Below are 21,765 nucleotides of genomic sequence, written 5' to 3' on the forward strand. Positions count from 1 at the left end.
CCGTCAGCGCATCCCGCGGTACACCCCGCGCAGGCGGTCCAGGCGCTGGCGCTGCTCGTAGGTGGCCCCCAGGCTCACCAGCAGCGCGCCCGTGCCCGCGAACAGCAGCAGCATCATCCACCAGGGCAGGCCGATGCGGACCAGTTCGTTGACGGTGGCGATCACCGTCACGCCGGCGCCGACGGCGACCGGCGCCTTCTGCTGGCGTATCGCGCCCACCGCCACCGTGACCACGCCGGCCAGGATCAGCAGGACCCGCCGCAGCTCCGGGGAGTCGGGCTGGGCGACCGCGATGGCCAGGCTGGGCGCGAACCCGGCGACCAGCGCCGGGCCGTAGGCGAGCCAGCTGCCCAGCTCCGGGCGGTTGCGGATCTCGATCAGGCCGGTGATGAGGGCCAGCGCGGCGAACGGCAGCGTGTAGGCCTCGACCACCGCGACCCGCACGGTGATCAGCAGCAGCCAGATCGCGATCAGCTCGGCGACCGACGCGGCGATGATGAGGATCGTGCGCTGCCGCGGGCTGCGGCCCTTGCGCGCCGCCGACAGGCCGAGCACGGCCCCGACCGCGGTCAACGCGGCCGCGGTGAGTGCGGGCGAGCCGAGGGTGAGCAGCACCGAGATGCCGGCGCCGGCGTAACCGGCCGCCTCGATCGTCAGCGCCTCCCGGTTGATGGAGTCGCTCGGGCGCAGCCGCGGCAGCGCCGCCCCCAGCACCAGCAGCCCGGTGGCCACGATGAGCAGCGGGAACGCGCACTGCTTCAGGCTCAGCCCGGCGGCCAGGCCGGCCGCGACCGCGAAGCCCTCGGCGGTCGAGGCGGCCACGTGCCAGCCGAGCATCCGGCCGTTGACGGTCTTGCCCCAGATGCCGCCGATGGCGCCGACCACGACCGAGCCGGCGAGCCAGGTGAGGGTCTGCGTACGGGTGGCGAGGCTGCCCGCCCCGCCGGCGCCGGCGGCCAGCACGGCGATGACGAACACCAGCCGGCGGGCGTGGATCAGCAGCCGGCCGTCTGGGCTGTCGTCCGACGGCGGGTAGGTCAGCGCGAGGCCGAGGCCGGCGATCGTCGCCACGATCAGGGCCAGGGTCGGCTGCACCGGCCACGGCGCGTGCATCGCGGCCGGGGCGATGAGCAGGGTGAGCGACATGCCGGGCACCACGATCGCGACCGCGCGGTTGGCCACCGCCTGGCCGCTGCCGCCGAGCCCGACGGCCATGAGCGCGCCGGCCACGGTGAGCAGGAACGCGCCCAGCACGTGCGTGCTGTTGCCGGCGTCATGCGCGTACGAGCCGAGGTCCGCGGCCGTCGCCGGGGTGCCGGTCCAGGGATGCTGGATCCAGCGGTACGGCCCGGCGAGCGCGGCCAGCAGCGCCGGCGCGAGGAAGACCACGACGATGCCGGCCGGCACCCCGGCGGCCGCGGCGACGCCGAGGGCGAAGTTGCGCGGGACCGTCGACTGCCGCCAGCGGGTGACCGGCCGGCTGGTCCGGTCGGGGCGGAAGCCGCGGGCCGGCTCGAGGCGGGTCGGGCGGTACCAGTTGGCGCGCAGCAGCTCGGCGAGCACCCCGAGCAGGGCGGCCGCGGCGGCGTACACGACGGCGCCCTGACGCTGCGCGATGAGCGCGGCGACGGCGGTCGTGGTGGCCGACACGGCGACGCCGCCGCTGACGTAGGGCAGGTACCCCGGCGCCTGCTGCGCCCCGGCCGCCGCGGCGGCGAGCCCGAGGGCGGCGGTGGCGAGCGCGGCGATCAGGATCGTGCTGGCCCGCTCCGGGTACAGCCCGCCGACCATGGCCGCGGCCGCGCCGGTGAACGCGAACAGCGCGCCGGCCACGCCCGCGCCGCCGACGACGGTGAGCGGGCCGCCGACGGTCTCCCCGGAGTCCTCGTCCTCGTCGACGTCGCCGCGGCGCAGCGCGACCACGCGGGCCAGGCCGGCCACCAGGGCGCCGCTGACACCCAGCGCGGCCAGCGTGCCGGCGGTCGCGCCCGGGCGCACCAGGCTCGCCCCGGCGGCGTAGGCGCCGGCGACGAGCGCCGCCCCGAGCCGGGTGTAGGCGCCGCGCCAGCTGCGGGCGAAGCTCGCCCAGACCCCGACGCCGGTGGCCGCGGCCCAGCCGATGAGCATGGGGGCCGACCAGCCCAGGCCGAGGCCGATCGGCGCGCCGAGCGCGGCGAGCACGACGGCGCTGGCGGCGGTGTCGTCGCCGTACGGCTGGGGCAGCGCGATCGCGGCCGCGCCGGCGAGCAGCAGCAGGGCGATCGGCACCTGCCAGCCGAACTGGACCAGCCCGTGCGCGGTCGCGGCCCAGGTCGCGTCCAGCGGCGCGGCCCACGGCGGGCTCGCGGCCCGGATGACCCCGACGGCGGCGACCACGGACAGGGCGCCGGCGTAGAGGCCGGTGCCGAAGCCGACGAAGGCGGCGCCGGCGACCGGGCCGCGGCGCCACTCCTCGGGCAGCGTCCGGGCGCCGACCGCGGCGATGAAGACGAGCAGCGCGAGCGTGACGACCTCGATGCCGGACGCGGCCAGCGACACCGCGCGGGCCACGGCGCTGATGGCGGCGATCGTGACGGCCGCGGCGGCGGCGTCGGCGCCGCTGAAGTCGATGCCGAAGGTCTGCCGGTCGTCCATCCGTGGCGCCGCCCACAGCATGACCGCGGCGATCAGCATGAGCAGGCCGATGACCAGGTCGATCGTGGTGGCGCCGCGGGCGGCCACGGTGGCGATGCCGACCGCGATCGCGCCGGCGGTGGCCCCGGCCAGCAGCGGCGGGCTCGGCTCGCTGCGGGCGACCTGGGTCAGCGCGGCGACGCCGAGGCTGACGGCGAGCGCGAGGAAGCTCAGGACCAGCACCACGGTGGCGCCGCCGGGCAGGTCGCCGAAGACGATCGCGGCGCCGGCCGCGGCCGCGCCGGGCAGGGCGAACAGCGCGCCGCCGCCCGCGGCGTCGGTGACCCGGCGGGTGACCGCGAGCCGGCCGCCGTCGGTCTGGTGCGGGCTGGGCAGCAGCGCGATCGCGGCGCCGGCGATGGTGATCGCGGTGAGGGTGACCGAGGTGGCGGCCGGGCCGGCCAGGCTGGCCGCGGCCGCGTACAGGCCCAGGCCGAGCGCGGCGCCGAGGCAGGCCCAGGCGGTGTGGGCGGCGCGGACCCGCAGGGCGAGCGCGCCGGCCGCGATCGCCGCGCTGACCGCGAGCGCGGGCACGGCGAACCAGCTCAGGCCGAGCGCGGCCGGGGCGATGAGCAGGGTGAGGGCGCCGCCGATGACGGCGACGTCGGCGCGCAGCTCCTCGGACGGGACCGCCGGGCTCCACGGCACGCCCAGCGGCATCCCGACGGGCTCGCTGCGGCCGCTCAGCATGAGCACGCCGGCGCCGGTGAGCAGGAGGACGGCGATGACGTACTGCCACCCGTCCGCCCCGACCGCCTCGTGCACGCGGGCGGTGTACCGGCTCAGGTCGGCGTCCCAGACCGGCCACGCGGCCCGCAGCGGCGCGGCCACGCCCGGGAACGCCCGGGCGAGCACCAGCATCGTGGCGCCGGCGGCCGAGACGGACACCGCATAGCGCGGGCCGCGGCGGGCGTCGACCGGCAGGAACGGCACGCCGGCGGCGGCGACGGTCACGGCCAGGGCCAGGAACAGCGGCGTCGAGCCGGGCAGCCAGACGGCGCCGACCCGGGCGATGGCCACGATCACCGCGGCGGTGGCGATGCCGGCGGTGACGTCGGGCAGCGCGCCGCGGCGCCAGGCCAGCGAGCCGCCGACGCCGAGGGCCGCGGCGATCAGCATCGCGACGGCCGCCTGCAGCGTCGGCAGCGGCTCGGCGGTGCTCGCCAGCCCCACCGCGGCGCACAGCAGCGCCAGCGCGCAGGCGACGGCGAACAGGCCCCAGGCGAGGTCGCGCATGAGCCCATCGGCGATGCGGTTGGTGCGCCCGGTGTGCGCCGGCTCGTCCTCGGCCTCGGCGTGCTCGTGGTGGGCGTCGATGCGCCGCTGGACCGACCGCTTGAGGGCGACGGCGAAGCCGAGGTCGATGACGGCGACCCCGGACAGGGCGACCGCCCAGCCGGTCGGGCCGTGGATCTGCTCGAAGGCGAGCAGCGGCAGGACCGGCTGCAGGGCCAGCAGGGTCGCGTAGCGGGAGGCGATGAGGTGGCTTTGCAGGCTGTATAGGGCGGCGACGCCCGCGGTCAGCAGGCAGACGATGCCGAGATAGGTGCTGAACCGGGGTACGTCGGCGCCGAGCAGCTTCTCCGAGCGCACGACGTAGCCGTCCAGCAGCACCAGGAGCAGAGCGACCGAGGCGACGGTCTCCGCGGTGGCGCTCAGGCCGCGCCGGACGAGCACCAGCGGCAGCGCGAGCGCGATGGCGGTGATGGCGGCCAGCGAGACGACCCGGCCGAAGGTGCCGACGGTGCCGAACGCGTCGACGGTGAGCACGATCGCCGCGCCGGCCAGCAGCAGGCCGCCCAGGGCCAGGACGGACGCCTGCATGCTGGAGCGGGTGGCCTCGGGCTGGTCGGCGCCGCCCCCGCCGCCGCCCCCGCCGGGCGGGCGGCGCATCTGCGGGACCTGGCCGGTCCGGGGTCGCTCCGGGGCGATGACCGGGCGGGACGTCCCGCCCTCGGGCCCGTCCGTGGCGTGGCCGCTCTCGATCGCGTGGGGGGCCCTCGGGGAGTACCGCTGCTGGGGGTTGGGGCTCGTCGGCGCGGTGACCGCGGGCGGCGCCGTCTCCCGGGCGCGGCCCAGCAGCGGCCGCTTGGCCTTCGCCGCCTGCTCGGCGTCGAGTGAGGCCCGGACCTTGCGCCGCAGGCTGTCGCGCTGCGCGGTGGTGTGGGCCAGCTGCTTGCGCAGGGCCTGGGTGTCGTCGGTGAGGTCGCGCTTCTTCTGCTCGAGCGCCGCGACCGTGCGCTGGAACAGGGCGAGTGCCATGGCGTCCGGATCGTGCGGCCGGCCGCAGTTACGGCAGCCGGTGGCCTCGGTGGCCGGCCCATGGCACGCCGGACACGGATACGTATCCACGCCACTCCTCCCCCGGTGCTGTCGGCCGGGTCACCGCGGTGCGGTTCCCCGGCCGTTCACGCCCTACTGGGAAGAATGCCTTGTTTCGCCGTGCTACGAAAGCGAAGCGCTCGTTCGGGAGTTTCTCTATGAAACGACCGGGCGCCCCATGCCCCGGTACTCCCACCCGCCGGCCACCCACACGGCCTGGTCGAGGCAGTTCCGGCCGTCGATGACCTTCTTCGCGGCGACCAGCGGGGCCAGCGCGTTGGGGTCGGCGTTGCGGAACTCCTCCCACTCCGTGAGCACGCAGACCAGGTCGGCCCCGGTGACCGCATCGGTGAGGGTCTTGGCGTAGGCGACGTCCGGCATGTCGGCGCGGGCGCTGTCCATGCCCTCCGGGTCGTAGACGGTCACGTCGGCGCCGGAGCGGGCGAGCTTGCGCACCACCGAGAGGGCGGGCGAGTCGCGCACGTCGTCGGAGTTGGGCTTGAACGTGGCGCCCAGCACCGTGATGCGGGTGCCGGCCAGGTCCGGGCCGGCCGGGCCGTAGCCGCGGCCGAGCAGCTCGGCGGCGAGCTGGACGACCTTCTGGCGGCGGCGCTGGTTGATCAGGTCCACCTCGTGCAGGAAGCGCAGCGCCTCGCCGACGCCGAGCTCCTGGCCGCGGGCCTGGAACGCGCGGATGTCCTTGGGCAGGCAGCCGCCGCCGAAGCCGACGCCGGCGCGCAGGAACTTGTTGCCGATGCGGGCGTCGTAGCCGATCGAGCGGGCCAGCTGGGTGACGTCGGCGCCGGCCGCCTCGCAGACCTCGGCCATCGCGTTGATGAACGAGATCTTGGTGGCCAGGAAGGCGTTGGCGGCGACCTTCACGAGCTCGGCGGTGGCGAAGTCGGTGACGACGACCGGCACCTCGCGGTCCTCGGTGACCGCCAGGTCGAACACGCCCTTGTGGGCGGAGTAGAGCATGCCGGTAGCCCATTCGGACTTCACACCGAAAATGACCCGGTTGGGCCGCAGCACGTCCTCGACGGCCACGCCCTCCTGCAGGAACTCGGGGCTCCAGGCCACCTCGACGCCGAGGCCCTCGGGCGTGTTGCGCTCGACGAGCTGCTCGATCCACTCGGCGGTGCCGACCGGGACGGTGGACTTGCCGACGATGAGGGCCTTGCGGGTCAGGTGCGGCGCCAGGTTGGTCACGGCGCTCTCGACGTGCGACAGGTCGGCGGCCATGCCGTCGGCGCGCTGCGGGGTGCCGACGCAGATGAAGTGGATGTCGCCGAACTCCGCGGTCTCCTCGTAGGAGGTGCTGAAGCGCAGGCGACCGGCGGAGAGGTTCTTGCGCAGCAGCTCGTCAAGGCCGGGCTCGTGGAAGGGGACGTCGCCGCCGGCGAGCTTGGCGATCTTGGCCTCGTCGATATCGAAGCCGATGACCTCGTACCCCAGCTCGGCGAAACAGATGGCATAGGTCGCGCCGAGGTAGCCGGTGCCCAGGAAGGTCAGCCGGGGCCTCGCCGATCCGGACGGCGGGGCTACGACGGGTGGGGTGCTCGGGTACGCGATGGTCACGCCTTGTCTCCGCTCGATCGATGTCCGCGCCGTGGCCGGGTCCTGTTGGATGGGCCGACGTCGCCACGGCGAGGATAGTCCCTCGGCCGCCCCTGCGCCTCCAGCCGATTCGTTACTCGTCGGTATGCTCACATCGGGCGAGCCGCTGAACGGCGGTTCAGGGATGCTGCGACGAGGGGGTTTGCCGTGTTCGAGGTCTATCAGCTGCCGGAGGAGCACGAGGCGGTGCGTGAGGCCGTGCGTGCGGTATGTGACGGCAAGGTGGCGCCCAACGCCGCTGCGGCCGACGAGACCGGCGAGTTCCCCCAGGCATCCTACGATGCGCTGCGCGCATCGGACTTTCACGCTCCGCACATCCCGGCGGAGTACGGCGGCGCCGGCGCGGACGCCCTCGCGACCGCGATCGTGATCGAGGAGGTGGCCCGCGCCTGCGCCTCGTCGTCGCTGATCCCGGCCGTCAACAAGCTCGGCACGATGCCCCTGCTGCTGGCCGGCTCGGCGGAGCTCAAGCAGCGTTACCTGCCCCCGGTCGCCCGCGGCGAGGCCATGTTCTCCTACTGCCTGTCCGAGCCCGACGCCGGCAGCGACGCCGCCGGCATGAAGACCCGCGCCGAGCGCGACGGCGAATTCTGGGTGCTCAACGGCGTCAAGCGGTGGATCACCAACGCGGGGGTGAGCGAGTACTACACGGTCTTCGCCATCACGGACCCGGCCGCGCGCTCCCGCGGCATCTCGGCCTTCGTCGTGGAGAAGTCCGACGCCGGGGTGAGCTTCGGCGCGCCCGAGAAGAAGCTGGGCATCAAGGGCAGCCCGACCCGGGAGGTGTACCTCGACAACGTGCGCATCCCCGCGGACCGCATCATCGGCGAGCCCGGCACCGGCTTCTCCACCGCGATGCGCACCCTGGACCACACCCGGGTGACGATCGCGGCCCAGGCCCTGGGCATCGCGCAGGGCGCTCTGGACTTCGCACTGGGTTACGTGCAGGAGCGCAAACAGTTCGGCAAGCCGATCTCGGACTTTCAGGGCATCCAGTTCATGCTGGCCGACATGGGCATGAAGCTGGAGGCGGCCCGCCAGCTCACCTACGCCGCGGCGGCGAAGTCGGAGCGGGGCGACGCCGACCTGACGTACTTCGGCGCGGCCGCGAAGTGCTTCGCCTCGGACGCCGCGATGTCCATCACCACGGACGCGGTCCAGCTCCTGGGCGGCTACGGCTACACGAAGGACTTCCCGCTGGAGCGCATGATGCGCGACGCGAAGATCACCCAGATCTACGAGGGCACGAACCAGGTCCAGCGCATCGTGATGGCGAGGCAGCTCCTGAAGGGCTGAGGCAAAGCGTTCCCGGCGCACGGCCCATCCGGTCGGCGACCGACCCGGCATGACGCGGCGGCTGCTGAACTGCGGGGCAAGGTTCGGCACGTAAGCACTACCGGCCCGCCCGAGGTTGATCTTCAACTTGGCCTCGGGCGGCCACGGTCACTGATCGGCCATTCTGGCGAAATCCTCGCCTCGCGAGGCATGCATGCGGATGCCTCAGTCAAATATCTACATACGGTAATCAAACATGGCGCGGCCGGGATTCGCGCACCGCATCGAAGCACCTTCCGCCGGCGTCCCATCCCGATCGGACCGGGAAAGTAGACCGTCGCCCGCGACGCGGCGCAGACCGTGACCCTGTACGGACTCGGCCCAGCCGGCACCTACGAGCGGAAAGCACAGATGCCTCTCGCGTGGCTGCTCCAAACGCCACCCGGAGATCACCTGCCCGCGGCGTGACCGGCGGCTCCCCCCGTCGCGGCGCATCTCGTCTCGCGCCACGACGGTATCGATGTGCAGCCGGTGTCTGCAGTGTTCGACGGGGCGGGCTCCGTCAGCCGACGTCTCGCCGCATGGCCGGGAACAGCACCACGTCCCGCAGGTTCGGCGCGTCCGTGAGCAGGGCGACGAACCGGTCGATGCCGATGCCGAGCCCGGACATCGGCGGCATGCCGTACTCCATCGCCTCCAGGAAGTCCTCCTCCAGCATCATCGCCTCGTCGTCGCCGGCCGCGCGCATGTTCATCTGCTCGACCAGACGGTTGCGCTGGTCGACCGGGTCGACCAGCTCCGAGTACGCCTTCACGAGCTCCCAGCCGTGCACGAGCACCTGGAACATGTCGAGGCGGGTCGGGTCCTCGTCGCTGCGGCGGGCCAGCGGCGCGAGTTCCACCGGGTGATGCAGCAGGAAGCAGGGCTGGATGAGACGCGGGCGGACGGTGCGCTTGTAGAGCAGGTCGACCAGCCCGGCGTAGGACGGCGCCTCCACCATGTCGGACCCTGGGAACACGGCGGCCACCCGCTCGCGCAGCGACGGCAGTTCCTGGATCTGCGTGAGGTCGATGCCGGTGCGTTCCAGCACGGCCTCGCGGTAGTCGATCTCGGGCCAATCGGCGCCGAAGTCCAGCTCGACGTCCTGATAGGTGACCTTGGTGCTGCCGAGGGCCTTGGTCATCACCGTGATGATCATCTCGCGGATGACCCGCATGTTGTCGCGGTAGTCCCAGTACGCCGCATACCATTCCAGGCTGGTGAACTCCTGCAGGTGCGAGGCGTCGGTGCCCTCGTTGCGGAAGAGCTTCCCGATCTCGTACACCCGCTCCATTCCGCCCGCGACCGCCCGCTTGAGGTAGGTCTCGGGCGCGATCCGCAGGTAGAGGTCCTCGTCGAGGGCGTTGTGGTGGGTGATGAACGGACGGGCGGCGGCGCCGGAGGCCGCGTCCTGCAGAATCGGCGTCTCAATCTCGGTGAAATCAAGCCCGTCAAGGTAGGCGCGAATCTCCGCAATCGCCCGCGAGCGCACCCGGAATCGCTCGCGAGTGGCGGCGTTCGCAATCAGGTCGAGATAGCGGCGGCGGTAACGGACTTCGGCGCTGCTGATGCCGGCCCACTTGTCGGGCATCTGCCGGTGCGAGCGGTTGAGGACCGTCAGCTCCGCGACCGCCACGGTCGGCTCGCCCTTGTTGCTGGTGTACATCTGGCCGGCCACGCCGATGAAGTCGCCGACCTTCACGGCGCGCGACCAGCTGGCGAACGTCTCCGCGCCCAGCTCGTCGCGGCGCAGCGAGATCTGGATCTGGCCGCTGCGGTCGAGGATGTGGCCGAAGACGAGGCCGCCGAAGGTACGCCACAGCACAATCCGCCCCGCGAGCCGGACCTTCGTAGCATCGGCCGCCCGCTGGGCTTCCGCGGCGACCGTGTCGGTCCGGTAACCGCTCGCCGGGCTGAAGGACGAGGATTGAGGCATGCTCATGGCCACGATTCGGCTTCCTGGCTCGTCAGACGATTGGGTGACGCCGGACCGCTGATCCGCGGCTGAGCGTCGGCAAAGTATAGAGGCCGGGGCAATTCGCCGCGTCCGTACGGACCCCCGGCCGCCCGCATCTGGGTTCCCGTCCCCCTGCTCTATTTTCTGCGCTTGACCCCGTTGTCGCTGACGCAGGTCGGTCTCGCCGTTTCGATCGGCTCGATCGTCGCCATTCCGGTCGCGGCTGTGTCCGGGTGGTGCTCACCGGCCCGGACACCGCGGTGCCGGGCCGCGTCGACCCGGACCTCGAGGGGCACGCCCGGCGCTTCCAGCAGCACGTGCTGCGGAGCTGATGGCTGAGGCTTCAAAGAAGCGCGAACTACGCCCGCCGTACCGCTGCGCCGGTCGTGCGCTGCCGGCCCGCCCGGATGGCCAGGACCACCAGCAGCAGCGCGAGCGCGCCGCCGCCGAGCCGTAGCCACAGCGACGGGTCCAGCAGCGGGTTGGGCCGGGCCCCGGTCACGCCGGCGATCCAGCCGGCCAGGTTGTCGGTCCGGGCGCTCACGTCCGCGCCCTTGTGCGGGCAGGTCGGGCCGTTGCTGACCACGCCGACGAGGACGGGGGCGGCGCCGGGCGCCTCGCGGAAGTACGGGCCGCCGGAGTCGTGCGGGCAGGCGCTGGTGTCGGGGCGCGGGCTGCGCCCGGAGACCTCCAGGTCCGAGTCGCCGATCCGGCCGATGACGAACTCGCCGGTCTGCAGCCGGGCCGGCGCCCCGGAGTCGGCGTCGGTCTGGCCGAAGCCGGTCAGGCGCACCGTCTCCCCGGCCGCCGGTGGGGCGTCGCCGACGAGCAGCGGGGTGACGTCCGTGACGGGGGTGGCGAGTTCGGCGAGGGCGACGTCGGCGGTCTCGGCCTGGCGTACCGCGACGACCTCGACCTCGTGACCACCCGGGCGGGACAGGTCGCCGCGGCCGATCGTGGCGGTCGTCCGCCGCGCCACCGGGCGGCTCACCCGCTGGTCCCCCGCGTCGCGGAAGCAGTGGCCGGCGGTGATGACCCAGCGGGGCGCGACCAGCGCGCCGGAGCACCAGCTGTCGCGGGCGCCGCTGTCGGCGGTCGGGATGCCGGTCATGGTGAGGCGGACCGAGAACGGATAGTCGCCCGCGGGCGCGTCCTCGCCGTGCGCGATCGCCCACGCCGGCTCCGCGGGCCCGGCGATCGCGGCCAGGACCACCAACGTCAACATGAGGAGCTTTGTCACGACGCTCCATGCTCGGGATCGGACCGTTCGGCGCCCATCAGCGGCGTCCTTATGAAAGCTTTACCCGGCGAGCGAGAGGATGCGGCGTGCGGGTTTTGGTGGCCGAGGACGAGCGGATGCTGGCCGACACGCTGGCGGCGGGGCTGCGCCGGTTCTCCATGGCCGTGGACGTGGTGTACGACGGGGACAGCGCCGTCGAGCGGCTCGGCGTCAACCGCTACGACGTCGCCGTGCTCGACCGGGACCTGCCCGGGCGCAGCGGCGACGACGTCTGCCGCCTGATCACCAGCTCCGGCGCCGGCACCAGAGTGCTCATGCTGACCGCGGCGGTCGGGATCCGCGACCGCGTCGAGGGCCTGGGCCTGGGCGCGGACGACTACCTGACCAAGCCATTCGCGTTCGCCGAGCTGGTCGCCCGCCTGCAGGCGCTGTCGCGGCGCTCGGCCCCGGCCCTGCCGCCGGTGCTCGAGCAGGACGGAATCGTGCTGGACATCACCCGCCACACCGCCGCGCGTGACGGGCTCACCCTCTCGCTGTCGCCGAAGGAGTTTGCCGTACTGCACGTGCTCATGCGGGCCGGCGGCCGCGTCGTCAGCGCCGAGGACCTGCTGGAGCAGGCCTGGGACGAGCACGCCGACCCGTTCACCAACGCCGTCCGGGTGACGATCATGACGCTGCGGCGCAAGCTCGGCGACCCGCCGCTGATCCACACCGTGCCGCGCATCGGCTACCGGCTGGGCTCATGAGAGTCGGCTCACCGGCGCGGCGGATCCTGCTCGTCCTCGCGATCGCCCTCGTCGTCGCCCAGTTCGTGCCGCTGGCCGCGGACCTGGCGCTCGCGCTGTGGCGGGCGCTCGGCCCGTCGTGGTGCGCCCGGCCGGAGTACCGCCTGCCGCCGGACAGCTCGTTCGTCTGCGCCCAGCTGTTCCATCACCCGAGCATCCCCTACACGCTGACGAGGACGCTGATGCTCGCCGCCCTGGTCGCGTGCTGCGTGCCGGCGGTGCGCTGGTGCCTGTGGCCCGTGCGCGACCTGGCCCCGCTGATCGCCGACGTGGGCCCGCAGAACCTCGGGCACCGGCTGCGCCCGGGACCGGGCCGCGGCGAGCTGGCCGTCCTGGGCCGCGCGATCGACGAGATGATGGACCGCATCGCCGTCGGGTACGAGGCGCAGCGCCGCTTCGCCGCGGACGCCTCGCACGAGCTGCGCACGCCGCTCGCGGTACAGCGCACGCTCATCGAGGTCGGCATGGCCCACGACCTCACCGCCGACCAGCTCGCCCTGCTGACCGCGCAGCTGCTGGAGACCAACGAGCGCAACGAGCGCCTCATCGAGGGCCTGCTCGTGCTCAGCGAGAGCGATCGCGGCCTGATGTCCTGGTCGCCGCTGCGGCTCGACCACATCGTCGAGGCCGTGCTCGACGCCCACCGCGGCCGGGCCGCCGAGGCCGGCGTCACCGTCACCAGCCGGCTGCGCCCGCGAATTGTGCTCGGCGAGCAGGTGCTGCTGGAGCGCCTGGTCGCCAACCTGGTGCAGAACGCCATCAAGTACAACCGCGCCGACGGCACCATCGACGTGCAGGTCGGCGACGAGCCCGCCCTCGTCGTGGTGAACACCGGCGACGACGTCCCGCCCGACGAGGTCTCGGCGCTGTTCGAGCCGTTCCGGCGGCGCACCGGGGCGCGCATCGACCACAGCGGCGGCGCCGGGCTGGGCCTGGCGATCGCCCGCTCGATCACCCGTGCGCACGACGGCACCATCGCGGCGTCCTCCACCGGCCGCGACGGCCTGCGGGTCGAGGTCACGCTCCCCGCGGCCGCCCCGGCAAGGCGCGGAGAGCACCGCACCGCCGATCGATGATCCCCTTGGTCATAGCGCCGAGCGTGACTCCTCGCAGCCACGGCCCCGCGGTACAGTGACCGCGACACGGGACGGTGAGGGGGATCGATGTCCGATTACTCGGCGGTCGGCGGGGTCGAGTCCTATGAGTGGAGCCGGCGCGACGCGGCCCGATACAACGCGGCGCTGGAGGCCATCGACGAGGCGATCGCGTGCTACACCCGCCTGCGCAACCGGGCGGTCTCCGCGAGCAACGACGCCGAGGCTCAGCGCCTGCAGGCGGAGCAGGCGGCATGCGTCGCCGAGCAGCACCGGCTGCGGGCCGACGACCGGGCCGGCGTCGACCGGGTCCTCGCGGAGTACCCCGCCCTGATCGCCTGGCTGCGCGACCGCATCGGCTGAAGCGGGCGATCACGCCCGGTCTGTCCGATCGCCCTCGCCGGCGTCGTTATAGGCGCCGCGCGCCTCCGGGTTGCCCGGGAGGAGGCGTGAACTCACTGCCGCCCTCGCGCAGAGACATGGACGTCACATGTTGCGCTCGGACGGGAGGGACGCAGGGATGGAACCGTGGTGCTGATGGAACCGGGCGTCGACGACGCGGCGGCGTTGCGCGACCCGGAGCTGTTCGCGGTGCTGTACGACCGCTACTCGGCCCAGCTGTACCGGTACGCGTACCGCAGGGTGGGGCCGGAGCTCGCGGAGGACGCGGTGGCGGACACGTTCCTCGCCGCGTTTCGCCGCCGCGACCGCTACGACGCGGGACGGGCCGGCGCCCGGCCCTGGCTCTTCGGGATCCTCACCCGGGAGCTGGCCCGCTGGCATCGCACGGAGAGCGCGCGGTACCGCGCGTTCGCCCGCGCCGGCGTCGAGGACATCGTCCCGGGCTTCGCCGACCGGGTGGACGCCGCCGTGAGCGCGCAGGCGCTCAGCCGGCCGCTCGCCGGTGCGCTGGCCCGGCTGTCGCGGGGCGACCGCGACGTGCTGCTGCTCGTCGCCTGGGGCGACTGCAGCTATGAGGAGGTCGCCGAGACGCTGGGCATCCGGCTCGGCACGGTCCGCTCGCGGCTGCACCGCGCGCGGCGGCAGATCCGCGCGGCGCTCGGCGCCCTGGAGCTTGAGGTGGAGCGATGAACGACCTGCAGGAACTGAAGAACTTCGGCGCCGCGCTCGACCCCGCGGACCCGGAGCCGCCGGCCCGGCTGCGCCACCGGGTGCTGTCGGCGGCCGCCGCGCCCGCGCGCCGCCGGCGGTTGCCCCGGCTGGCCCTGGCCGGCGGCCTCGCCGCGGCCATCACCGCCGGCGTGCTGGCCGCCCAGGTTATCGGCATCGGCGGCCACACGCCGCCCGCGTCGGCGGCGGCGTCGGAGATCCTGCACAGCGCCGCCGAGGAGGCCCGCCAGCAGCCGGTCTTCGAAGTGCGGCCGGAGCAGTTCGTGTACGTCGAGTCGATCGGCACCAACACGAACTACGGGAGCCCGACGTCGAAGCCGAAGCTGGAGAAGGTGCACCGCACGGCGTGGCTGTCGGCCGGCGGCGAGAGGGACGGGCTGGTGCGCAGCAACAACGAGACCTTCATGATCGACGGCTGCCAGAACGGCCGGCAGACCCAGAGCAAGGGCGGCAAGTCGGAGACCACCAGCTGCACGCCGATCCCCGCCTACCTGGCCGGCCTGCCGACCACGGCCGACGCCATGCTCGACTACCTGTACACGCACTCGTCCGGCGGCAACCCGCGCGACCAGCAGGCGTTCACCACCGCCGCCGACCTGATCAGGGAGTCGTACGTCCCGCCCGCCGCGCTCGCCGCGGTGTTCGAGGCGGTGGCCCGCATCCCCGGCGTGGACGTGGTCGGCGACGTGACCGACGACGCCGGCCGCCCCGGGGTCGCGGTGGCGCTCACGGAGGTGCAGGGCATGCGCACCGAGCTCATCTTCGACAAGAAGAACCACGGCTTCCTCGGCACGCGCTCGGTGATGGTCCGCGACCAGGACGGCCTGCGCAAGGGCGACATCTGGGCGTCCTCGGCCGTGCTGAAGGTGGCGATCGTCGACCGCGCCGGTCAGACCCCGTAGCCCCATTCGCCGCGCTCGACGAGGTACAGCACGAGCGCCCCGATGTTCCACGCGTCATCGGCACCGTTGTGGTGCCGCCCCTCAAGGGGCAGGCCGGCCGTCCTCAGGGCGCCGGCCATGCCCTGTCGGCGGCCCCCGTGCCCCTCGGCGAAGAGGGCCTTGGCGTTGATGTGCGTCGAGCCGAAGGGGTACCGCTGCGGCCCGTTGCACTGCCGCTCGAACTGCTTGCGGTCGTAGTCCCCCCAGCTCGCCCAGGCCCGCGAGTCCGCCCGGTGCCGGCGCCGCAGCAGCTCACACGCCTCCGCGAAGGAGATCCCGCCGGCCGCCTCCTCGGCGGTGATGCCGGTGAGCTCGGTGCAGAAGGCACTCACCGTCGACCGCGCGGGCCGCACCATGATCCGGTCCCGGGCCACGCGCTCCCGCGCGCCGAGGTCGACGACGCAGACCCCGATCTCGATGATCTCGTTGACCTGCCCGGGCGGCGGCTGCCCCTCCCAGCACGTCGCCTCGACATCGATCACGTTGAGCAGCTGCCCCATGCCCGCCGAGGGTAGGCGGCCCCGCCGCCCGCCGCCTCAGATTTTCACGCTCCTGGCGCTGGCGCTTCCGCGTCGGCCGGCGCGATGAGGGAGGCCGACAGGGCGGCGTCCTTCTCCGCGACCATGGCCCGCAGCGACTCCTGGAACTCGCGGACCTTCGCCAGCAGCGCCGGATCGGCGGCGGCCAGGATGCGCACCGCGAGCAGGCCGGCGTTGCGGGCACCGGCGATCGACACGGTGGCGACCGGGATGCCGGCCGGCATCTGCACGATCGACATCAGGGAGTCCATGCCGTCGAGGTACTTCAGCGGCACGGGCACCCCGATCACCGGCAGCGGCGTCGCCGAGGCGACCATGCCGGGCAGGTGCGCGGCGCCGCCGGCCCCCGCGATGATGACCTTCAGGCCCCGGCCCACGGCCTCGCCGGCGTAGTCGAGCATGAGGTGCGGCGTGCGGTGCGCCGAGACCACCCGGACCTCGTAGCCGACGCCGAACTCGTCCAGCGCCTCGGCGGCCAGCCGCATGACCGGCCAGTCCGAGTCACTGCCCATGATGATGCCGACCTCGATCAATGCTCGTACCCCTCCTCGAGAATGCGGGCGGCCCGGCGGGCGCGCCGGCGGCAGTCGTCCATGTCGTCGCCCAGCACGGTCACGTGGCCGATCTTGCGGCCGGGCCGGACCTGCTTGCCGTACAGGTGGACCTTGGCCCCGGGCTCCTCGGCGAACAGGTGGTGCAGCCGCTCGTCGATCGACATCCCGCCGGGCTCGCCGCCCAGGACGTTGGCCATCACCACGGCCGGCGCGGTGAGGCGGGTGTCGCCCATCGGGTAGTCGAGCACGGCCCGCAGGTGCTGCTCGAACTGCGAGGTCCGGGCGCCCTCGATGGTCCAGTGGGCGGAGTTGTGCGGGCGCATCGCGAGCTCGTTGATGAGCAGCCGCCCGTCGGTCGTCTCGAACAGCTCGACGGCCAGGACGCCGACCACGCCGAGCCCGGTCGCGATGTCGATGGCCAGGCGCTGGGCCCGCACCGCGAGGTCCTCGTCCAGGCCGGGGGCGGGCGCGAGCACCTCCACGCAGATGCCGCCCTCCTGGACGGTTTCGACGATGGGGTACGCCGCGATCTGCCCCAGCGGCGAACGCGCCACGACGGCGGCCAGCTCGCGTTTGAGCGGCACCCGCTCCTCGGCGATGATCTCGACGTCCGCGGGGATGTCGGCGGCCGACTCGGCCACGAACACGCCGCGCCCGTCGTACCCGCCGGTCGCCGTCTTCACGATCACCGGCCAGCCGACCTCGTCGCCGAACGCCCGCGCGTCCCCCGCGGTCCAGCGCGGCATCGGGAAGCCGAGCGAGCCGAGGTGCTCGCGCATGGCCCGCTTGTTCTGCGCGTACTGCAACGCGTCGGCCCCCGGCAGCAGCGTGTGCCCCTCGGCCGCGAGCGTGCGGATGAAGTCGCCGGGCACGTGCTCGTGGTCGAACGTGACCACGTCGCACCCCTTGGCGAACTCGCGCAGCGCCTCGAGGTCGTCGTGCCGGCCGATCTGCACGTCGGCGGCGACGAGGGCGGCGCCGTCGTCGGAGGAGACGGCGAGCACGCGCAGCGACTGGCCGAGGGCGATCGCCGCCTGGTGGGTCATCCGGGCCAGCTGCCCCCCGCCCACCATGCCGACGACGGGAAGTCCGGTTCGGGTGTCCATAGGCTGGCCAGCCTATCCGCTGCGGCGAGGGCGCCCGCTCGCGGAGGCTCCCGTCCGCCTTACGGCACGTGCGACCCGAAAGCGAAAGTCCAGCTCGCCTTCCTGCGCGTGCAAGAGGCTCTCGTCCGCCTTACGGCGCGTGCGGCCCGAACGCGAAAGCCAAGCACCCCACGCCGCGTCCGCCCCGAACGCCGAAGCCCAAGCGTCCCACGGCGCGTCCGCCCCGAACGCGGAAGTCCAGATCGCCTTACGGCGCGCGCCGCCGAACGCGGCCTCACCGCGCGCCGCCCGAACGCAGCCTCACCGCGCGTGTGGCCGAACGCAGCCTCACCGCGCGTGTGGCCGAACCCAGCCTCACCGCGCGTGTGGCCGGACGCAGCCTCACCGCGCGTGTGGCCGAACGCAGCCTCACCGCGCGTGTGGCCGAACGCAGCCTCACCGCGCGTGTGGCCGAACGCAGATAAGTCCAGATCGCTGCGCGATCTGGACTTATCCGATTTATCTCCCGACAGGGCATAAGTCCGATAAGTCGTGGCGCGCCAGCGCCCGACTTATCGAAACCGACCTCGCCGGCGGGCTCAGACCGCCGGGCCGCGGCGGCGCAGCTCGTCGACCGACTCCATGGCCTCCCGCAGCCTCGCCGGCGGGCTCAGACCGCCGGGCCGCGGCGGCGCAGCTCGTCGACCGACTCCATGGCCTCCCGCAGCCTCGCCGGCGGGCTCAGACCGCCGGGCCGCGGCGGCGCAGCTCGTCGACCGACTCCATGGCCTCCCGCAGCTCGGTCAGCCAGGCGTCGGCGTGCTGGCCGACCAGGGCCACGCACCAGGCCAGCGCCTCGGATCGCGACCGAGCCACCCCCGAGTCGACCAGGGTGTCGAGCACCTGGCGCTCGGCCTGGCGCAGGCGGGTCATCACCGGCGCCGAGTGGGTGGTGAACAGCTCGCGTGTGTCGCCCACCTGGACACCCCAGGAGACCTTGCGCCGATACCGCCGCTCGAGCTGCTGCGCAATGCCGATCCGCTGGTCGCGGGTGGTCTCGCGGAAGCCGGCGATGCGCCCCTGGCTCGCCGCCGCGCGGTCGGCGTCGGTGGCGTCCTCGGCCAGCGCCGGCTCGCTCAGGCGGCCGACGATCAGGATCTCGTCGCGGTCGATGGTCACCTCGGCCGGGCCCTGGAACCAGCCGTCCGGCAGCGCGCCGCCGATCCAGGCGGTGGCGTCGTCGGCGGGCGGGGGTTCGCTGCGGGGGCCGCCGCCGCGACCCCAGGGCACGTCTCCTCGTCGCATCATCATTGGTTACCCCTTTGCTCGTGCAACGTTGATTACACCATTACACCCTTGCAAAGAGACGCCAAGACCTAAGCGTTCGCCTGCAGTGAACGCGGGGAGTCAGGCCAGCTTGGCGACGAGGTCCTCCAGCGCCGTGACGGGCGCGTCACAGACGAAGCCCCGGCAGACGTACGCCGTGGGGCGCCCGTCCCGCAGCGGCCGCCCGTCAAGCAGCGGCACGCCGGGGCGGTCCGGCTCGCCCGCGACCACGACGGCCCCCGGTGGCGCGTGCCACCAGGCGGCCGCTACCAGCGGGTCGTCGGCATCGGGCGTGGCGATGGCGATCTCGTACGGCCCGGAGAGCAGCGCCTCGCCCGTCGCGCACGCGTAGCCGGTGAACCGCCCGTGGGTCGCGGCGACGACGGCGACGGTCGCCAGGGCGCGCTCGGCCGCCTCGCGGTAGGACGGGTCGGCGGTCAGCGCGGAGTACGCGACGAGGGCCGCCGCGACCGCCGACAGGCCCGACGGGGTGGCGTTGTCGGTGATGTCGGCCGGCCGCGCGACGAGCGCCTCGGCGTCGTCGGCGGTGTCGAAGAAGCCGCCGCTGCCGGGGTCGCGGAACCGCTCGAGGGCCACGTCGAGCAGCTGCTTGGCGAGGTCGAGCCAGCGGCCGTCGCCGGTGGCCTGGTGTACCGCGCAGAACGCCTCGGCGACCGCGCCGTAGTCCTCCAGGACACCCGCCGGCTCGCCCACCACGCCGTCGCGCGACACGCGGCGCAGGCGCCCGTCGACCAGGTGGGTGCCGGCCAGGAACTCGGCGGTGCGCACGGCGAGGTCGAGCGCGCCGGCGTCGCCGTACGCCTTGCCGAACTCGACCAGCGCGGTGATCGCGAGCCCGTTCCAGGCCGCGACGACCTTGCCGTCCCGCGCCGGCTGCGGCCGCACGGCGCGGGCGGCCAGCAGGCGGGCCCGGATGTCCGCCCAGCGCTCCGCGTTCATCGGGTCCTCGGGCAGCTGCAGCACGGAGCTGCCGTGCTCGAACGTGCCCTCCGGCGTCACCTGGAGGAGGTACTTCGCCCAGCCCCCGTCGATCTCGCCGAGCACCTCGTCGAGCTGCGCGGGCGTCCACACGTAGGTGAGCCCCTCCTCGCCGTCGGCGTCGGCGTCGAGGGCAGAGATGAAGCCGTGCCCGTCGTGCAGGTCCCTGGCGAGGAACGCGGCGGTCTCGTGCGCGACCCGCCGCGCGGTCCCGCTGCCGGCGACGCGGTCGAGGTGGGTGTACACGCGAAGGAGGAGGGCGTTGTCGTACAGCATCTTCTCGAAGTGCGGCACGGTCCAGGTGCCGTCCACGGCGTACCGCGCGAAGCCCCCGGCGAGCTGGTCGTACATGCCCCCGCGGGCCATCCGCTCGCAGGTGTGCCGGACCGCGTCGAGCACCCGGTCGTCGCGCGTGCGCTGAAACTGGCGGAGCAGGAACAGCAGGGCCATGTGCGGCGGGAACTTGGGCGCCCCGCCGAAACCGCCGTGGCGCTCGTCGTAGGAGTCCATGAGCGTTTCGGCGGCTTTGTGCAGTACCGACTCGTCCATGGGATTCGACGGCGGCCGCTCGGCAACCTTGCGCACGGCGTCGACCACGGCCCCGCTCTGCCGCTCGACGGCGTCACGCTGGTCGCGCCAGGCGTCGGACACCGCCCGGACCAGCCGCACGAAGGCGTCGCGGGGGAAGTACGTCCCGCAGTAGAACGGCCGCCCGTCGGGCGTGGCGAACACCGTCATCGGCCACCCACCCTGCCCGGTCATGGCCTGCGTGGCGGTCATGTAGACGGCATCGACGTCGGGCCGCTCCTCGCGGTCGACCTTGATCGGCACCGTGAGCTCGTTGACGACCCTGGCCACGCCGTCGTTCTCGAACGACTCGTGCGCCATGACGTGACACCAGTGTTATGTACGCGGGTGTAACCAGTGGCAAGACGCATATCCGATGCTGATCAGCACTGGAACGTCTCGCCGCTTGGCTTCCGCGAAGGCATCACCTCCCCACGGCCACCAGTCAACGGGGTTGCTGGCGTGCTGAAGGAGGTAGGGCGAGGTCGCGCTACCTAGCCGATTCCGGGGCACCGGATCACCCTGGCCGTTGGCGTCGCCAACAGGCTCTAGCCGGTTCATACCGCAAGCCTACCGGCCTCACTGATGAGGGCTTGCGCTGCCTCAATCTGGCGAAGCATGCTGTCGATCTGCTCGCGCTGCTCGGCGGAGGCCAACAGATCGGGCGTATTCAGCCAATCGGACGCATCGCTTAGCTTCCTTTGGGCGATACCCAAGACGTCGCGAGCGATCTCCAACACCTCATCAGCGGTCCGAGCCATGCGGCCAGCATGTCATCCGCCGGGAGCCATCCCGCACTCGGGCTGTGATCAATGCGGATTGCTGCTAGCGTCGTGCATATGCAATCCGCGTAGTCAGCCTGAGGTGATCACATGCCATCCTCCCAAAGCAATGCCGGTCCCGGCCCCTACAGCCATCCCCTGAATGCCGTCTACATCCGGGTTCCCCCGGCCAGGCGGACCGGCGCCAGGCGCAAGCGCGTGATGATCTTCCTCCTCCACACGTTCGCGCTTGCAGCGGCTCTCGCGACTGGGCTGTTCGGGCTCGCCGTGGTCATCCTCAGGTGAGACAAACGCCAGAAACGCAAAAAGGCCCCCAAACAGGAGTCTTCTCCTCTTCGGGGGCAGTCTATGCGTACTCGGTGAGCGATTGCCTTGCTCTACTCCACTTGTCCGGTGCTGCTTGCGTTAGACCTTGACAGACTGTCAACATCTTGAACCAGACGGAGACGGGGTAAGGCTGAGCCCCCTGAAGGATCTAAAGTCCTTTGAGAGGGGTCATTTTTGGCCAACACCCAGCGCGCCTCCGGTGGTCGGGCATGACCGGCCTCTTGGCGCTAGTCGAGAAGCTCGCAACGCGACCGTCTACCGTCTGGCGGCTCTCGTGGCTTGCGTTCTGCCTACTCGTAATCTGCTACGCCGGAGCGCCCACGCTGCGCCGCGTTGCGCCCTACATCCTGGCTGGCATCGGGGACAAGCCGTCCGCCCCGTTGCTTCCCAAGAAGGATGAGCGCGAGGCGGACACCAACGATGGGTGGTTTCTGACGTGGGGCTTGCCCGTCATCGCGTGGGCCGTGACAGCCGCGCTGCTGGGTAAGCACCTGTTCCTGTCGTGACCGGCC

The 21,765-nt window shown here is 72.9% G+C and carries 17 protein-coding genes and 1 pseudogene; 8 read left to right on the forward strand and 10 right to left on the reverse strand.

The features are described 5' to 3' along the window. Window positions 1-3: 3 nt before the first annotated feature. Entirely contained in the window at window positions 4-4,935 is a 4,932-nt protein-coding gene (locus ACQEVU_RS45905) for an SCO7613 C-terminal domain-containing membrane protein (RefSeq protein ID WP_433335928.1), read from the reverse strand. Window positions 4,936-5,151: 216 nt separating this feature from the next. Then, window positions 5,152-6,573: a UDP-glucose dehydrogenase family protein gene (locus ACQEVU_RS45910; protein ID WP_433335930.1), complete on the reverse strand. Its 1,422-nt coding sequence runs from the start codon at window positions 6,571-6,573 to the stop codon at window positions 5,152-5,154. Window positions 6,574-6,759: 186 nt separating this feature from the next. On the opposite strand from ACQEVU_RS45910, the gene ACQEVU_RS45915 reads away from it, so the two are divergent. Continuing rightward, window positions 6,760-7,908: an acyl-CoA dehydrogenase family protein gene (locus tag ACQEVU_RS45915; RefSeq protein ID WP_433335932.1), complete on the forward strand. Its 1,149-nt coding sequence runs from the start codon at window positions 6,760-6,762 to the stop codon at window positions 7,906-7,908. A 541-nt stretch (window positions 7,909-8,449) separates the two neighbouring features. On the opposite strand, the gene lysS is transcribed toward ACQEVU_RS45915, so the two are convergent. Both lysS and ACQEVU_RS45925 read right to left on the reverse strand, forming a co-directional pair. Next, window positions 8,450-9,868, reverse strand: coding sequence for a lysine--tRNA ligase (gene lysS, locus ACQEVU_RS45920; protein WP_433335934.1), 1,419 nt, complete (start codon window positions 9,866-9,868; stop codon window positions 8,450-8,452). Window positions 9,869-10,241: 373 nt separating this feature from the next. Next, a complete protein-coding gene (locus tag ACQEVU_RS45925) occupies window positions 10,242-11,108 on the reverse strand; it encodes a S1 family peptidase (protein WP_433335936.1) in 867 nt (288 codons plus the stop codon). A 101-nt stretch (window positions 11,109-11,209) separates the two neighbouring features. Here ACQEVU_RS45925 and ACQEVU_RS45930 point away from each other — a divergent pair, with 101 nt between their 5' ends. From ACQEVU_RS45930 to ACQEVU_RS45950, 5 genes are all read left to right on the forward strand, one after another. Continuing rightward, window positions 11,210-11,869, forward strand: coding sequence for a response regulator transcription factor (locus ACQEVU_RS45930; protein WP_433335938.1), 660 nt, complete (start codon window positions 11,210-11,212; stop codon window positions 11,867-11,869). Beyond that, window positions 11,866-12,984, forward strand: coding sequence for a sensor histidine kinase (locus tag ACQEVU_RS45935; protein ID WP_433335940.1), 1,119 nt, complete (start codon window positions 11,866-11,868; stop codon window positions 12,982-12,984). The genes ACQEVU_RS45930 and ACQEVU_RS45935 overlap by 4 nt, the downstream gene beginning before the upstream one ends. Window positions 12,985-13,071: 87 nt before the next feature. Beyond that, entirely contained in the window at window positions 13,072-13,365 is a 294-nt protein-coding gene (locus ACQEVU_RS45940; RefSeq protein WP_433335942.1) for a hypothetical protein, read from the forward strand. Window positions 13,366-13,539: 174 nt separating this feature from the next. Beyond that, entirely contained in the window at window positions 13,540-14,094 is a 555-nt protein-coding gene (locus tag ACQEVU_RS45945) for an RNA polymerase sigma factor (protein ID WP_433339690.1), read from the forward strand. Then, window positions 14,091-15,035, forward strand: a complete 945-nt coding sequence (locus ACQEVU_RS45950; RefSeq protein ID WP_433335944.1) for a CU044_5270 family protein — start codon at window positions 14,091-14,093, stop codon at window positions 15,033-15,035. The genes ACQEVU_RS45945 and ACQEVU_RS45950 overlap by 4 nt, the downstream gene beginning before the upstream one ends. Here the strand turns inward: ACQEVU_RS45950 and ACQEVU_RS45955 are convergent. The 6 genes and pseudogenes from ACQEVU_RS45955 to ACQEVU_RS45980 form a co-directional block, all read right to left on the reverse strand. After that, window positions 15,023-15,574 (reverse strand): exonuclease domain-containing protein, encoded by a 552-nt coding sequence (locus tag ACQEVU_RS45955; RefSeq protein ID WP_433335946.1) that lies wholly within the window; start codon window positions 15,572-15,574, stop codon window positions 15,023-15,025. The genes ACQEVU_RS45950 and ACQEVU_RS45955 overlap by 13 nt on opposite strands. A 44-nt stretch (window positions 15,575-15,618) precedes the next feature. Then, on the reverse strand, window positions 15,619-16,146 hold the full coding sequence (gene purE / locus ACQEVU_RS45960; RefSeq protein WP_433335948.1) for a 5-(carboxyamino)imidazole ribonucleotide mutase: 528 nt from the start codon (window positions 16,144-16,146) through the stop codon (window positions 15,619-15,621). After that, the gene (locus ACQEVU_RS45965) at window positions 16,143-17,273 is read right to left on the reverse strand and encodes a 5-(carboxyamino)imidazole ribonucleotide synthase (RefSeq protein ID WP_433335950.1); all 1,131 of its coding nucleotides are present in this window, start codon (window positions 17,271-17,273) and stop codon (window positions 16,143-16,145) included. The genes purE and ACQEVU_RS45965 overlap by 4 nt, the downstream gene beginning before the upstream one ends. A 720-nt stretch (window positions 17,274-17,993) precedes the next feature. Then, on the reverse strand, window positions 17,994-18,542 hold the full coding sequence (locus ACQEVU_RS45970; RefSeq protein WP_433335952.1) for a hypothetical protein: 549 nt from the start codon (window positions 18,540-18,542) through the stop codon (window positions 17,994-17,996). A 117-nt stretch (window positions 18,543-18,659) separates the two neighbouring features. Continuing rightward, window positions 18,660-20,705 (reverse strand): annotated as a pseudogene (locus ACQEVU_RS45975) (thioredoxin domain-containing protein). Next, entirely contained in the window at window positions 20,702-20,905 is a 204-nt protein-coding gene (locus ACQEVU_RS45980; RefSeq protein ID WP_433335954.1) for a hypothetical protein, read from the reverse strand. Before ACQEVU_RS45980 ends, ACQEVU_RS45975 begins: the two are co-directional and overlap by 4 nt. Window positions 20,906-21,016: 111 nt before the next feature. On the opposite strand from ACQEVU_RS45980, the gene ACQEVU_RS45985 reads away from it, so the two are divergent. Together ACQEVU_RS45985 and ACQEVU_RS45990 are read left to right on the forward strand one after the other, a co-directional pair. Next, window positions 21,017-21,211, forward strand: coding sequence for a hypothetical protein (locus tag ACQEVU_RS45985; RefSeq protein ID WP_433335956.1), 195 nt, complete (start codon window positions 21,017-21,019; stop codon window positions 21,209-21,211). Window positions 21,212-21,462: 251 nt separating this feature from the next. After that, a complete protein-coding gene (locus tag ACQEVU_RS45990) occupies window positions 21,463-21,759 on the forward strand; it encodes a hypothetical protein (RefSeq protein ID WP_433335958.1) in 297 nt (98 codons plus the stop codon). The last annotated feature ends 6 nt before the right edge of the window (window positions 21,760-21,765 follow it).

The organism is Dactylosporangium sp. CA-139066 (genome assembly GCF_050936175.1).
Lineage (GTDB): Bacteria > Actinomycetota > Actinomycetes > Mycobacteriales > Micromonosporaceae > Dactylosporangium.

Coding starts and splice junctions, on each gene's coding strand:
- ACQEVU_RS45905 (WP_433335928.1), bottom strand. CDS start 4,935: ATGGCACTCGCCCTGTTCCAGCGCACGGTCGCGGCGCTCGAGCAGAAG.
- lysS (WP_433335934.1), bottom strand. CDS start 9,868: ATGAGCATGCCTCAATCCTCGTCCTTCAGCCCGGCGAGCGGTTACCGG.
- ACQEVU_RS45925 (WP_433335936.1), bottom strand. CDS start 11,108: ATGTTGACGTTGGTGGTCCTGGCCGCGATCGCCGGGCCCGCGGAGCCG.
- ACQEVU_RS45935 (WP_433335940.1), top strand. CDS start 11,866: ATGAGAGTCGGCTCACCGGCGCGGCGGATCCTGCTCGTCCTCGCGATC.
- ACQEVU_RS45940 (WP_433335942.1), top strand. CDS start 13,072: ATGTCCGATTACTCGGCGGTCGGCGGGGTCGAGTCCTATGAGTGGAGC.
- ACQEVU_RS45945 (WP_433339690.1), top strand. CDS start 13,540: ATGGAACCGGGCGTCGACGACGCGGCGGCGTTGCGCGACCCGGAGCTG.
- ACQEVU_RS45950 (WP_433335944.1), top strand. CDS start 14,091: ATGAACGACCTGCAGGAACTGAAGAACTTCGGCGCCGCGCTCGACCCC.
- ACQEVU_RS45955 (WP_433335946.1), bottom strand. CDS start 15,574: ATGGGGCAGCTGCTCAACGTGATCGATGTCGAGGCGACGTGCTGGGAG.
- ACQEVU_RS45965 (WP_433335950.1), bottom strand. CDS start 17,273: ATGGACACCCGAACCGGACTTCCCGTCGTCGGCATGGTGGGCGGGGGG.
- ACQEVU_RS45980 (WP_433335954.1), bottom strand. CDS start 20,905: ATGGCTCGGACCGCTGATGAGGTGTTGGAGATCGCTCGCGACGTCTTG.
- ACQEVU_RS45985 (WP_433335956.1), top strand. CDS start 21,017: ATGCCATCCTCCCAAAGCAATGCCGGTCCCGGCCCCTACAGCCATCCC.
- ACQEVU_RS45990 (WP_433335958.1), top strand. CDS start 21,463: ATGACCGGCCTCTTGGCGCTAGTCGAGAAGCTCGCAACGCGACCGTCT.